At 60.1% G+C, this 13082-nt stretch carries 12 protein-coding genes and 1 pseudogene; 4 read left to right on the forward strand and 9 right to left on the reverse strand.

Going from position 1 to position 13082, the window contains the following annotated elements:
- Positions 1-124: 124 nt before the first annotated feature.
- Positions 125-874, forward strand: coding sequence for an NAD(P)-dependent oxidoreductase (locus GT753_RS18450; protein WP_015376227.1), 750 nt, complete (start codon positions 125-127; stop codon positions 872-874).
- Between the two features lie 33 nt (positions 875-907).
- Here GT753_RS18450 and GT753_RS18455 read toward each other — a convergent pair whose 3' ends face one another.
- Positions 908-2074 (reverse strand): MFS transporter, encoded by a 1167-nt coding sequence (locus tag GT753_RS18455; protein ID WP_004934092.1) that lies wholly within the window; start codon positions 2072-2074, stop codon positions 908-910.
- Between the two features lie 364 nt (positions 2075-2438).
- On the opposite strand from GT753_RS18455, the gene GT753_RS18460 reads away from it, so the two are divergent.
- Positions 2439-3539, forward strand: coding sequence for an alkene reductase (locus GT753_RS18460; RefSeq protein WP_004934091.1), 1101 nt, complete (start codon positions 2439-2441; stop codon positions 3537-3539).
- Positions 3540-3559: 20 nt separating this feature from the next.
- On the opposite strand, the gene GT753_RS18465 is transcribed toward GT753_RS18460, so the two are convergent.
- The 7 genes from GT753_RS18465 to GT753_RS18495 all read right to left on the reverse strand — a co-directional run bounded on the left by GT753_RS18465 (position 3560) and on the right by GT753_RS18495 (position 10182).
- Positions 3560-4315 (reverse strand): nucleotidyltransferase domain-containing protein, encoded by a 756-nt coding sequence (locus GT753_RS18465; protein ID WP_166444727.1) that lies wholly within the window; start codon positions 4313-4315, stop codon positions 3560-3562.
- Position 4316: 1 nt separating this feature from the next.
- Positions 4317-4829 (reverse strand): DUF962 domain-containing protein, encoded by a 513-nt coding sequence (locus GT753_RS18470; RefSeq protein WP_015376225.1) that lies wholly within the window; start codon positions 4827-4829, stop codon positions 4317-4319.
- 71 nt (positions 4830-4900) lie between these two features.
- Positions 4901-5344, reverse strand: a complete 444-nt coding sequence (locus tag GT753_RS18475; RefSeq protein WP_015376224.1) for a universal stress protein — start codon at positions 5342-5344, stop codon at positions 4901-4903.
- 21 nt (positions 5345-5365) lie between these two features.
- Positions 5366-6139 carry a siderophore-interacting protein gene (locus GT753_RS18480; RefSeq protein ID WP_015376223.1) on the reverse strand — a complete coding sequence of 258 codons (774 nt, stop codon included), beginning with the start codon at positions 6137-6139 and terminating at the stop codon, positions 5366-5368.
- Positions 6120-7565 (reverse strand): efflux transporter outer membrane subunit, encoded by a 1446-nt coding sequence (locus GT753_RS18485; protein ID WP_160125827.1) that lies wholly within the window; start codon positions 7563-7565, stop codon positions 6120-6122. Before GT753_RS18485 ends, GT753_RS18480 begins: the two co-directional genes overlap by 20 nt.
- Positions 7562-8605, reverse strand: a complete 1044-nt coding sequence (locus GT753_RS18490) for an HlyD family secretion protein (RefSeq protein WP_004934076.1) — start codon at positions 8603-8605, stop codon at positions 7562-7564. Before GT753_RS18490 ends, GT753_RS18485 begins: the two co-directional genes overlap by 4 nt.
- Positions 8606-8646: 41 nt before the next feature.
- Positions 8647-10182 carry an MFS transporter gene (locus tag GT753_RS18495; RefSeq protein WP_004934074.1) on the reverse strand — a complete coding sequence of 512 codons (1536 nt, stop codon included), beginning with the start codon at positions 10180-10182 and terminating at the stop codon, positions 8647-8649.
- A gap of 140 nt (positions 10183-10322) precedes the next feature.
- On the opposite strand from GT753_RS18495, the gene GT753_RS18500 reads away from it, so the two are divergent.
- A complete protein-coding gene (locus GT753_RS18500; protein ID WP_031299766.1) occupies positions 10323-11225 on the forward strand; it encodes a LysR family transcriptional regulator in 903 nt (300 codons plus the stop codon).
- Positions 11226-11424: 199 nt separating this feature from the next.
- Positions 11425-11763: a colicin E1 family microcin immunity protein gene (locus GT753_RS18505; protein ID WP_004934067.1), complete on the forward strand. Its 339-nt coding sequence runs from the start codon at positions 11425-11427 to the stop codon at positions 11761-11763.
- Between the two features lie 346 nt (positions 11764-12109).
- Here the strand turns inward: GT753_RS18505 and GT753_RS18510 are convergent.
- Positions 12110-12590: pseudogene (locus GT753_RS18510) on the reverse strand (IS5 family transposase); the annotation flags it as partial.
- Positions 12591-13082 lie beyond the last annotated feature (492 nt).

Raw genomic sequence — 13082 nt, forward strand, 5'->3', positions numbered from 1 at the left:
TCACCATACGCAATTGATAATGGTGAAAGAAACATCAGAATGACTAATTAAAACGACTGGACAAAAGTCACGCGGGCGATTATTACTGGTCAACGCGTAATCGATTGTAAGGATGACAGCGACCATGACGTTGCGGACTGAGTTGGGACGGATTCTGATCACCGGCGCCGGCGGCCGGGTAGCCACGGCGTTTCGCCAGGCGATGGGCGATCGCTACGCGCTGCGGCTGGCGGAAAGGGATGTCAGCCTGCTGCACGATCTGCAGCCCGGCGACGAAGTCATCAGCTTCAACATCGCCGATCTCGACGCCTGCCGCGCGGCCTGCGCCAATATCGACACCGTGTTGCACCTGGCCGCCGATCCCTCCCCCGATGCCGACTTTTGCGGTTCGTTGATGGACAACAACATTCTCGGCACCTTCAATATTTTCCGCGCGGCGAAAGACGCCGGCTGCCGCCGGGTGGTGTTCGCCAGCAGCGCACAGGCGGTGGAAGGCTATCCGCTCGATTACCAAATCCGCCCGGATGACGCGCCGAAACCGAAAAACCTGTACGGCGCCAGCAAGGCGTTCGGCGAAGGCATCGCCGCCTACTTCGCCCATCAGGAAGGGCTTTCCGCCCTGTCGGTGCGCATCGCCAACTTCACCACCCTCAGCCCGGGCGATCGGCTCAGCGCCCGCGACATGAGCGCGTTTCTCAGCCATCGCGATGCCGCCGATCTGCTGGAGCGCTGCATTCGTGTCGACGGGGTGCAATATGCGGTGGTGCACGGGGTTTCCAATAACCGCTACACGCGTTTATCGCTGGAAGAGACCCGTCGCCTGCTCGGCTACGCCCCGCAGGACGATGCGTTCAGCCTGCTCGGCTTTGAGTGAGCGCGGCGGGGAATCCCGCCGCACGCTGTCGTTTTAACCGTTGGCGTAGGCCACTTTTTCGGCCTGACGGTGGGTGAACAGCACCAGCAGCAGCGCCAATCCGGCAATAATCGCCCCCATCACCGGCACGAAGCTGTATCCCAGCCCGGCGGAGACTACCGCGCCACCGGCGGCGGCGCCCAGCGCATTGCCCAGGTTAAAGGCACCGATATTGACCGAAGACGACAGCCCCGGCGCTTCACTGGCGACACGCATCACGCGCATCTGCAGCGGCGGCACCACGGCAAAGGTCGCCGCGCCCCAAATCACCATGCTGACTGCGGCGCCGATTTCACTGCGCGCCAGGAACGGGATCACCAGCATAATGACCACCAGCAGCAACAGGAAGCCTTTCAGCGTCGCGCTTTCGGAGCGGTCGGCGAACTTGCCGCCGAGGTAGTTGCCGATGGAGAAACCGACGCCGATCAACACCAGCATGGACGTCACGAACAGCGGTGTCGCATCGGTGATGTGCTGCAACACCGGCGAGATATAGGTATAGAGCGTGAACATCGCGCCCGCGCCCAGCACGGTCGTCAGCAAGGCGGACAGCACCTGAGGGCGCACCAATACCGACAACTCGCGTTTTACATCCGGACGCGCGCCGGCGCTGCCTTGCGGCAACGAGAACCACAGCCCCAGCATGGCGATCACGCCCAGCCCGGCCGTCGCCAGGAACGACATGCGCCAGCCGATGGTTTCACCCAGCCAGGTCGCGGCGGGCACCCCGCCGATATTGGCGATGGTCAGGCCCATAAACATGGTCGCCACTGCGCTGGCCTGTTTCTCCTTCGGCACCACGCTGGCGGCCACCACCGATCCGAGGCCAAAGAACGCGCCGTGGTTCAGGCTGGTGATGATGCGCGACAGCATCAGGGTGGTGTAGTCAGGCGCAACGGCCGACAGCACGTTACCCAGAGTAAAGATCGCCATCAGGAAGATCAGCGCGCTTCTGCGTGCCCGGTGAGAAAGCAGCAACGTCATCAGCGGTGCGCCGACCATCACGCCGACGGCGTAGGCGCTGATCAACATGCCGGCCATCGGGATGGAGACGTCCACCCCTTTGGCGATGGTCGGCAGCAACCCCATCGGGGAAAACTCGGTCGTGCCGATGCCGAACGCCCCCACCGCCAGGGCTAATAAGGGAAAGTTAATTTTCATTCAACAACTCCGGTTAACCGCTGCCGAAGCGCGGGAAAGTTAAGATGCCAAAAGTATGACATTGATCACACCAAAGATAAGCAGGCGGGAGGCTAAAAGACTTTTGCGATTTTGTTAAAAATCGTGGGGAAAAACAGCAGCCGACTCTATCCCAACCACGCGCCGACAGGCAATAGCCGCCGTCGCCCGAGCGCACATCGGGTTCATTCCCGCCACCTGCGGCAAGCCGGCGGCCACCGCAACTATTGAACACAGAGCAAAAGTGTTTTGTTATTGTGCGCGTTTTTAGAATTAAACGACGAAATATAATGGCCTCAGTAAAACATCAATGCCCTACGGCCCCATTCACACAGAGGGAAGCGCCATGCTTTTTGACTCGTATTCTTTAAACGGTTTATCGCTGAACAATCGCATCGTCATGCCGCCCATGACCCGCTCTCGGGCCGGCGCCGGCGACGTCGCCACCGACATGATGGCTGAATATTATGCCCAGCGCGCCAGCGCCGGGCTGATCGTCAGCGAAGGCACGCAGATTAGCCAGCAAGGCCAGGGTTATGCCTGGACGCCCGGCATTTACACCCCGGAACACATCGCCGGTTGGAAAAAAGTCACCGACGCCGTACATCAGGCCGGCGGCAAGATCTTCGCGCAGCTTTGGCACGTCGGCCGCGTGTCGCATACCATTCTACAGCCTGGCCACGCCGCGCCGGTCTCCTCCTCCGCTATCCAGGCCGATGGGGTCAAGGTATTTGTGGATGTCGAAGGCCGCGGGCCGGAACATGGCGTGGGTGAAATGGTGCAACACTCCGCACCGCGCGCCTTAACGCGGGAAGAAATTCCGGCGATCGTCAATGACTACGCTCAGGCGGCCCGCAACGCCATCGCCGCCGGTTTCGATGGCGTAGAGCTGCACGGCGCGAATGGCTATCTGATCAATCAGTTTATCGACTCGCGGGAAAACCAGCGCGACGACGAATACGGCGGTTCACTGCAAAATCGCCTGCGTTTCCTGCGGGAAGTGGCGCAGGCGGTAGCGGACGCCATCGGCAAAGAGAAACTGGGCGTGCGCCTGGCGCCGCTGACCACCCTGATGGGCTCGCAGGACGATACCCCGGAAGCCACCTATCTGGCGGCGGCCAGCGTGCTGAACGATATCGGCGCCGCTTACATTCACATCGCCGAAGCGGACTGGGATGACGCCCCGGTGATGCCGGCGGCGTTCAAAGAATCACTGCGCCTGATTTTCCGCGGCACGCTGATTTACTCGGGCAAATACACGCGTGAACGCGCTGAAGAAGCGCTGGCCAAAGGCTGGGCGGATCTGATCGGCTTCGGCCGCCCGTTCATCGCCAACCCGGATCTGCCTCACCGCCTGCAACACGGGCTGGCGCTGAATGCGCCCATTAAAGAGAAATTTTTCGGCGGCAGCCGTGAAGGCTACACCGATTACCCGGCGATCGGGTAACGCTCGCCGACAACGCCGGCTCAAGCCGGCGTTATTTTTTTCTGTGCTTCGATCCAGTCAAGAAATTGCATCATTCTGTCGCTAAAATCCGCGTCATTCGCCTCCCCTGCCGCGTGCGCTAACCAATAGTCCATTTCATCGCGCTGCTCTGCATAAAGCGCCAACAGCTGATCGGCATAGTCGGTTAGCGTTATCGGCCAGAACGGGCTCCCCTCGGCGCGCAACATATTGGTGGCGCGGATCAGCTTTCTGGCCGCTTCGCGCTTTAAGCGCCTCTCATCCGATACCGTCCTTGCCTGCAGCAGTTGCTCCCGATAACGCGCCAACGCGGGCCGTAAATCAGCATTGACCGCCAGCGCGATGCGCCGATCGGGACGAAACAGCGAAAAAGCGGCGGACACGTCTTCGCCCCACAGGCATCGGCAGTGATGCTTCAGCCAAAATCCCCAGGAATCGTGATGCTCCGGCGCCAACGCTTCATCAACGCTGCCGATGTCAAAGTCGACCTTGCTCACGATCCGCTGCTCCAGCTGAAAGGCTTGCCGCCACGCTTCAAGGCGCTGCAACGCCCCGCTATCGGCCGGCTTGATGAGCAACAGCGTGATGTCCAGATCGGACACGCCGGGAAGGGCTTCGCCGCGCGCGACGCTGCCGTAGAGGTAAATGCTGTGGATGAGCGCCGGGAATTGGCGCGGCAGCCCCGCCGTCAGCGCCTCCAGCAGCGGGATAAAAGCCTGCTGCAGCGGAAATGCCGTCACCGTGGGAATCAACGCCACCTCATCCCCTCCCATTGCGCACTTTGCCCGCGCGCAGTTCGATGTTCCGCTGCAGTTCGCGCAGCCCGCCGGCCAGGAAGCAGGCTTCCGCCAGCACGAACAGCGGGCCGATGATAAGGCCCGTCACGTCGTCCATAAACGCCGGTTTTCGCCCCTCCCAAAAGTGCCCGACAAACTGAAACAGCCAGCCGACGACGAAGCCGCCGATGCCGACGCTCAACCACGCCGCCGTCGACAGCGACGCCACCCAGGCGCCGAACCCGAGGCACAGCAGCAGCAACGCCAGCATCATGATGCCAAGGCGCAGGTTCAGCCGCAGGTAATAGAGCGCCGAGACGATAACCGCCGCGCAGGCCGGCGAAAACGGCAGCCCTCCCGCGCCCCACGCCGGCCGGGAGAGCAGCGCCAGCAGGCTGATGACGATCAGGGGGATACCGATAAAATGCGTGGCGATATTGCGCGCATCGCGGTGATAGGCGGCATAAGCGGCAAGGTGATCTTCCAGACTTCGCATGTTGACCTCCGGTATGTGCGGCCTTCGTCGCCGAACGCGCGCAGCCGCATGCGGCTGCCCTTACCCATAGCTTAGCGCGGGATCACCAATACCGGTTGACCGATCTCATCCAGCAGGCCACGCGTGACGGAAGCGTTCAGCCAGCGCCCCAACGAAGACAGGTGGCGGTGCGAGATGATCAACAGATCGCAGTTGAACAGCGCCATCTGTTCCGGGATCACCTCGATGGGCGACCCCGCGGCCAGCAAGCCCTGGGCATTGAAGCCCTGCTGTTTCAGCGCCCGCGTCACCTGCCCGACCTGCTTTTCCGCCAGCGCTTCTTCCCGTTGGGCGGCGGGATACTCCTCGCGCTCATCGCTGTCGAAACGCAGGCCGCTGCGGCTGAGCGTGAAGGCATTGTCCACCACCGTCAGCACAATCACGCCGCCGATGCTGCCTTGCAGACGCGCCATAAACTCCAGGGCGTTGCCGCTGTGTTCAAAGCAGTCCACCGCCAATAACACTCTCTCAATCATAACCATCCTCACTCGCCCGAGTTAAATCGCGCCCTTGAAATTGGCTTCGCCCTTTTTCCAATAACCTTTGGCAAACAAGGCGGCGCGGGAAATGCCCATTTCGTTAATAAAACGCGCCTTCAGATAGGCGGCGACCTGGTGCTCGCAGGCCAACCACACCTGCCCTTCGCCGGCCGGCAGCTCGCAATGGCTGACGGCCTGCACCAGCGGACTGTTCATCACGCTGTCGAAATGTCGGGTGCGGATTTGCCAGCTGTTCACCTGCAAAAAGGAGCAATCGACGTCCTGGATCTCCTGCGCATCGCCCACCTCGGCGAACCACAGCACCGGCAACGGGGCGGAGAGCGAGGCGATAATGGTGCGCATGGCGGGCAGCGCGGTCTCATCACCCAGCAACAGCAGCCAGCGAGTTTGCGGCAACAGCCGAAAGCCGCCGGAGCAAGGGCCGGCGAACCCCAGCTTGTCGCCCGGCATCGCGTCGCGCGCCCAGTTCGACGCCGGGCCTTCGCCGTGCAGCACCATGTCGATATCGAAGGTGCGGGCGAGTTTGTCGATGCCGCTCAGGGTGTAGGCCCGCCCGGCCAGCGTGTCGCGCCACGGGAAGAACACCTTGACCCAGCTGGCCGGCTCCTGCGCGCGCGGATCGGCGATAAACTTATCCACATCGTCGCCGCTCAACGTGATGCGCCTGATCCGAGCGGTGACTTGCCGCACGGCGCTCACCCGGGCCTCCCGTTTGCGGCGGGTGTCCCTTTCCAGCATCTCGTCGACAATCTTATTCAGCGTGTTGTGCATCAGCCTTCTCCTGTGGCGCCGCAGACGGGTAGGTGAGTTCCCAGCCGCCGCCCAGCGCTCGATAGATATTCACCACGGCGATCGCCGTCTCCTCCTCTGAAACAATTTGCGCGGACTGCAGATCCAGCAGCGCGCGCTGCGTGCTCAGGACGTGGATAAAATCGCTGGCGCCGTTCAGATAGCTGTCGCGCGCCAGCGCAAACGCGTGTCGGTTGGCGGCCAGCGCTTCGGCCAGGTGCATCTGGCGGCGCTGTTGGGCGCGATAGCCGGAAAGCGCGTCGTCGATCTCGTGCCAGGCGCGCAGCACCGTTTGCTGGTAGGCGATGGCCATTTCCTGCTGGCGATATTCGCTCAGGCGTACCCGCTGGGTGATTTTTCCCCCGTCGAACAACGGCAGATACAAAACGGGGCCGATGGCGAAGGTATGCGTGGACCAGCTGCCCATATCCGACAAGGCCAATGCCTGGTAGCCCGCGTTGCCGGTCAGCGTGATGCGCGGGTAGTAGTCGGCGGTGGCGACGCCGATCTCGGCGGTCGCCTGATGCAAACGCTCCGCCGCTTCGCGAATATCCGGCCTGCGCAGCGCCAGATCCGACGGCACCCCCATCGGCACCGCGCGCGCCAGCGTCGGCAGCGGCCCCGGCGGCGACAGCATCGCGTTCAGCGCGCCCGGCCGCTCACCCAGCAACAGGCCGATGGCGTTAATCAGCCGTTCTTGCCGGTCGGCCAACGTCGGCAGCAGAGCATCCACCTGCGCCAATTGCACCTGCGCCTGATCGATATCCAGTTCGTTGCCCGCGCCGCTTTGATAGCGGCTTTGCGTCAACTGCAGCGTGCGCAGCGCCGTGGCGCGGTTTTCCTGCGCCACCGCCAGCTGCTGCTGCGTGGCGCGCAGGCGCAGATAGTTGCTCGCCACCTCCGCCGTCACCGACGTCAACAGCGCGCGTCGATTCTCCTGCGAAGCGGCAAAGCCGGCGCGCGCGCTTTCCGACGCGCGGCGCAGCTTGCCCCACATGTCCAGCTCCCAGGCGGCGCTGAAGCCGCCGCGCCAGAGGTTGTAATCCGCCTCTCCGCCGTTGCCGGACGGATCCATGCTGCCCACCGAGGTAGCTCGCTGGCGCTGATAGGCGCCGTCCAGGCTCAGATCCGGCATCAGCGCCGCCTCCGTCACCCCCAGCAGGGTGCGGCTCTGTTGCAGGCGCGCCGTGGCGAGCTGCAGATCCAGGTTACCGGCCGCCACGCGCTGCACCAGCTGCGACAGCGGCACATCGTTGAATATCGACCACCAGGCCACCGGCAATGCCCCGCCGCCGGCCTGCTCACCCCAGCTCTCGGGCAGCGCGCTCTGCGGCCGAGCGTAGTCCGACCCTACCGCCCGGCAGCCGCTCAGCGCCATCAACAGCAGCGGGATCACGGCTCTGTTCATTGCAGGCCTCCGTCCAGCGTATTGATGCTGACGTCCGCAGACATGCCGACGCGCAGGGCGCTCAACAAGGCGGCATGCTCTTTGTTGATATCAAATACAATTTTCACCGGGATGCGCTGCACGATCTTGGTGAAGTTGCCGGTGGCGTTCTCCGGCGCCACGGCCGCGAAGCTGACGCCGGAAGCCGGCGCGATGCTGTCCACCTGCCCTTTCAGCGTTTGGCCGGGAAAGGTATCGATATGGATGTCTACCGACTGCCCGTGCGCAATGTTTTCCAACTGGGTTTCCTGGTAGTTGGCGATGATGTACAGCTTGTCCTGCGGCACGATGGCCAGCAGCGCATCGCCCGGTTTGACGAACTCCCCGACCCGCAGACTTTTCTTGCCGATCACGCCGCCGATCGGCGCGGTGATGCGGGTGTAAGACAGGTTCAGTTCGGCCATCGCTTTCTTGGCCTGCGCCAGCATCAGCTCGGCATCGCTGTCCGCCAGCTTGGCCTGCAGCACCTGCTCCATGTTTCGCGCCGCTTTGAGCGTCGCCTCCGCCTGCGCCACATTGGCGGAAAGCGTGTGCACCCGCGTTGTCGCCTGCTGCGCCGCCTGCTGCGACCCCGCGCCGCTGCTGGCCATTCTCTGGTAGCGGTTCTGCTCCTGACGCGCAAACGCCAGCTCCGCCTGCGCCGCCTGCCGCTCCGCCAGCGCGGCGGCGATCAGCGCGCTCTGCCGGGTGAGGTTGGCCCTGGCGTCGTCCTGCCGGGCGCGGGCGGATTGCTCCTGCGCCGTCGCCTGCGCAAGGGCAACGTTGAATTCACGCGGATCGATCACCGCCAGCAACTCCCCCTGTTTAACCCACTGGTTGTCCCTGACCAACACCTGCGCAATTTCACCGGCAATCTGCGGAGAAATACGCGAGATATCGGCGCGAATATAGGCGTCGTTGGTATTCTGCTGTGTCTCTTTAATAAAAAACTTATTCATTAATAACCCCAGCGTAATGACGGTAACCGCCAATACGGCAACGGCGACTTTTTTGTTAGCCATAAAAGTGACTCCACTTAATATTTATTTCTGATGATAAAATGTCAGGCGGCGACCGAACGCGGCGGATAAATACGGGTCGGCATAACTAAAATCAGCGCGGTCAGTAATAACGCCAGGCCGGCAACCAACAGATAAAGATCGGCGCTGGCCAGCACGTGGCCCTGCCGGGCGGCAAGCTGCGCCAGCTGCTCCGCCGACCCCGATGCGCTGCTGTAGGCCGAGCCAAAACCGTCGGCGATCGTGCCGGCGTGATAGTCCCCGCGCTGTCGGCTGAGCAGCGCGATGGCGCCGCCGGCCGCGGTGGCGGCGAAGCCCTTCACCGCGTTAAACCAGGCCGCCGCAAACGGCCCGTCGGTCGGTAACAGCCCACCGGTCGCCTGCATCAGCAGGGGGATGATCGCCATCGGTTGCGCGACCGCCTGCAACAGCGCGATAACGCGAAACGTCTCGCCGTTCCATTCCGGCGTCAGCTGGGCGGCCAGCACGCAGGCGGTGGCCATCAACAGCAGGCTGATCGCCAGTACCCAGCGGCAATCCACCCGCGGCGTATTGCAAATAATGGCGACAATCGGCAGCGTAATTAATTGCGGCAACGCCACCCACAGCATTAAGTCGGAAGTTTGTTCCTGACGATAGCCCTGAATCGCGGATAAATATCCCGACGTAATATTGACCAGCGACACCATAATTAACAGCACGCCACCCAGCGTAATTAAGGAGAAAGACAAATTCCTTTTGCTTAATAGCTGCAAATTAAAAAAAGGCAGCGGGTGATACCATTCGTTAATCAGAAATAACGCCAATAATCCGCCGCCGCCCAATAATAAAACGTAGATCAGCGGCGAGTTCAGCCAGTCGAGCCGCTCCCCCTGTGAAATGCCCACCGTCAGCATGCCGAGCGCCATGCCGCCGAGCAGCAGGCCGCGCCAGTTGAACTGCCGCAGGCGCTCCAGCCGCAGAGGATCCTGCGGCAGACCGTAGCCGATACACACAGCGGCAATCGCCATCAGCGGCAGGTTCCAGTAGAAGTACCCACTCCAACCCCAGTGAAAGGCGAAAGCGGCGGCGGTGGCGCCCAGCGTAGCGCTCCAGGCCGAGACCCAGCCGTAGGCGCCCAGCCCCAACACCTTGATCAGCGGCGGCATAAAACGCAGCACCACCGTCATCAGCATCGGCGGCAACGCGCCGCCGGCGAAGCCCTGCAGGCTGCGCACCGCCAGCAACACGCCATACTGTTCTCCCAACCAGGGCGTCAGCAGCCCGCCGGCCAGGTAAATGCCGCACATCGTCAACGCCACCCGGCGCAACGAAAAGGTCGGCCAAAAACAGGGGGTGAACCCGGAACCGATCACAAAGCCGGTAACGTAACAGGTGGTCAGCCAACTGCCGGCATCGAAACTCAGCAGCATGCCGCCCTGTATATCCGCCAGCGCGAACTTGCTGGCGTTTTCCCCCACGCCGCTGGCCATCACCGCCAAAAACACGCCGAACAATCCCAGCCAGGTGCGGCCGTTGATTTCGCCGGCGCTGGCGAGCCACCGATTTTTGTGGTGCGGCGTAACAGACACCTCAACCATTCCCCACTCCTGCTGTTTCAGCCTCAATCTTTGTTGTCGTGGGCAGTATCCGGACTTATTTCGATTGTTTAAAATGAAATGATGTAATTAACTAATTGCACAAAACGCAATCCATTGAACGCACCACCACCGGAGAGGCCATGCCGCAAAAAATTGATTTCAACCTGATCTATGCGCTGAATCTGCTGCTGGAAGAAGGGAGCGTGAGCGGCGCCGCCGAGAAGATGAATCTGAGCGCGCCGGCGATGAGCCGCATTCTGGGGCGCATCCGCCGGCAGTTCGACGATCCGATCATGGTCAGGGCCGGCAAGCATCTGGTGCCGACGCCGCGCGCGCTGGAGTTGAAACGCCAGCTCGGCGAGATCATCGAGCAGGCCGCCGCGCTGATCGCACCGAATGATGCGTTCGAACCCGGCAAGCTGACCCGAACCTTCACCATTCGCGCCAACGACATTTTTATCGGCGCGCTGGCGGGCGGCTTGCTGGAGACGCTGCGGGACATGGCGCCGTTAAGCGGCCTGAAGTTTATCGCTGAAAGCGACGGCGAGGATGACGCGCTGCGCAGCGGCAAGGTGGATCTGGTGATCGGTTCCTCGCGCGACTGGCACCCGGAAATCAAGACGCAGAGCCTGTTCACCAGCACCTTTCAGGCGCTGGTGCGCCCTGGGCACCCAATCATCGGCCGGGTAACGCCCGAAACCCTGACTCATTACCCGCATATCAGCGTCTCCCGCCGTGGGCGCACGCAGGGGCCGATCGACGACGCGCTGCGCGATCTCGGCCTGCAGCGCAACGTCGCCCTGACCCTGCCGGGCTTCCATTCGGCGATGATGCTGACCATGAAATCGGACTTTATCCTGCCGCTGCCGCGCCACGTACTGCAGGGGGTGAGCAACATCCACCTGCCGTTGGCGGAGATCGAGCTACCGCTCGAGCTGGAATCGGTGTTTATCGTGCAGGCCTGGCACCCGCGCCTGGATCGCGATCCGGCGCATCGCTGGCTGCGGCAGACCATCAAGCAGTTCTTTTTGCAGAGGGAGTGAGGGGGTTAGGGGTTGGGGAGAAGAGACGCTCGCGGCAGAACCCAAATACGCCTGCCAGATAAGCCGGTAATATGGCATTTTGCCGAAGCCCTGCGCATACTCAGACGTCTTGGGTAAACCGAGCGGCGCGGGCAATGGCATCGATGTTCCATTTCGCCAAGCACGAAACAGAAAGGAACTCATGCGCAGGGAGGCGAAAATGACCAAAGTGTATTATTGGAAAAGTCAGGCGTGGGGCGTGACTTACTTTTTTATCGCGCTTTATTACATCTATTCTTTCCAGGACATGGTGAATATCGCACTTTCGTTGATCCTCTCCATCCTGAGCTTTTTACTGTATCCCTGTGCTAAAAAAGGCACTGAAACGGCCGCCCTGCAGTTCACGAGTGAAGAATTTTGGCACCGCGGACTGTTCGCCGATACCATAGGCAAAAATGGCGTGCTGATCCTGTATTATGCATTCTGTTATGTCATGGCCCTGCCGCTGGGCGCCCTGTATCTGCTTGCCCTGTTTCTCAGAAATAAAAAGGCCGCGTAAGCGGTTTTTACGTCAACGGCTTACTGCCTCATAGTCCTTCTTCATGAACGTTTCTTCTACCCACGCAAGCTGCACTAACACAAAGCGAAAGAAGCAAACTCACTCTACCGGAGCCGACAATCACAGAGGAGGTTGGGAGATATTGATTGGCGGAAGATCACAGGAGTAAAAAACAACACCTATATCGTTCATATATAATATATTTTTTATTAAGGAATTTAATTTTATACACCATGCTATACGCAAACACCACCATGAACAATTTATACTCAACTTCTACAAATCGGTACGGACAGGCTTTGTTGAATAAATCAAAGTGAGGCGACAGGATGGTTCCCTCCGGGATGAGCGATAAATCGGCACAGGTAATCTCGTGCGTTGCACTGTCTGCGGCCAGATGAAGCTTGCGCCACACCCTTCGTCTGTCAGACTCATGCTGCCTGGCTTTCCATTCGCCTTCGCCATAGACCTTCAGACCGGTAGTATCAATGACCAAATGCGAGATTTCACCACGGGTTGGTGTTTTTATGCCGATGCTCTTTGCCCGTTTGCTGACCAGAGAATAATCCGGGCAGCGTAACGGCAAAACCATCAGTTTAAAAATCGAGTCAACAAAGCCCTGTAAAGCCCGAAGCGACAAGTTGAATACGCGCTTCATCATCAGGGCCGTGGTAATAGCCATATCAGTGTAGTGAAGCGGTCGGCCACGACCTTCACGCTGTGCACTGTCAACCCATGCGGCAATGGCAGACTGTTAGAGAACCGCGCTGCCTGAGTGCGTTGTTGTAATCTGGCCAGTTGGTGATTTTAAACTTTTGCTTTGCCATAGGGACCTGAGGCTAAAACAACTGTAGCGTTCAGATCCGTCAATCATCTAAAAGTTCGATTTATTCAACAAAGCCGTACGGACATAAAAAAGATTTATCGAAAAACACGTCACAGTAGTCATCATTAATCTTTCTCTCAATAAATCATGCAATTACACAGTTAAGAGTTAGTTCAAACTATGCATTACCGTTCACTTTTAGGGAGCTTCGGGATATGATTACGAGGAGATCGCTATGCGTCACTGAGCACCAAAACATCACCCTTCTGAATCTGTCGAACGGGCGCTTAGCATGACAAACCGTCCCGACGCCGGACTCACGCACAAACATAGTCAAAAGAAAAATGGCGACGAATTAACAAAATAGAATGCATGTGCCCTGACCCGCTCCATGTATGTGATCCATTCATAATCAGGAATAACCGGCTTCAGTCTGGCTGCATATAATGGCAACCGGCAAATTCGGAGGGTGGTATACAGTCCAGTGCAGAAT

The organism is Serratia sp. Z4 (assembly GCF_009900725.1).
Classification (GTDB): domain Bacteria; phylum Pseudomonadota; class Gammaproteobacteria; order Enterobacterales; family Enterobacteriaceae; genus Serratia; species Serratia nematodiphila.

Coding starts and splice junctions, on each gene's coding strand:
- GT753_RS18450 (WP_015376227.1), top strand. CDS start 125: ATGACGTTGCGGACTGAGTTGGGACGGATTCTGATCACCGGCGCCGGC.
- GT753_RS18455 (WP_004934092.1), bottom strand. CDS start 2,074: ATGAAAATTAACTTTCCCTTATTAGCCCTGGCGGTGGGGGCGTTCGGC.
- GT753_RS18460 (WP_004934091.1), top strand. CDS start 2,439: ATGCTTTTTGACTCGTATTCTTTAAACGGTTTATCGCTGAACAATCGC.
- GT753_RS18470 (WP_015376225.1), bottom strand. CDS start 4,829: ATGCGAAGTCTGGAAGATCACCTTGCCGCTTATGCCGCCTATCACCGC.
- GT753_RS18475 (WP_015376224.1), bottom strand. CDS start 5,344: ATGATTGAGAGAGTGTTATTGGCGGTGGACTGCTTTGAACACAGCGGC.
- GT753_RS18480 (WP_015376223.1), bottom strand. CDS start 6,139: ATGCACAACACGCTGAATAAGATTGTCGACGAGATGCTGGAAAGGGAC.
- GT753_RS18485 (WP_160125827.1), bottom strand. CDS start 7,565: ATGAACAGAGCCGTGATCCCGCTGCTGTTGATGGCGCTGAGCGGCTGC.
- GT753_RS18490 (WP_004934076.1), bottom strand. CDS start 8,605: ATGGCTAACAAAAAAGTCGCCGTTGCCGTATTGGCGGTTACCGTCATT.
- GT753_RS18495 (WP_004934074.1), bottom strand. CDS start 10,182: ATGGTTGAGGTGTCTGTTACGCCGCACCACAAAAATCGGTGGCTCGCC.
- GT753_RS18500 (WP_031299766.1), top strand. CDS start 10,323: ATGCCGCAAAAAATTGATTTCAACCTGATCTATGCGCTGAATCTGCTG.
- GT753_RS18505 (WP_004934067.1), top strand. CDS start 11,425: ATGACCAAAGTGTATTATTGGAAAAGTCAGGCGTGGGGCGTGACTTAC.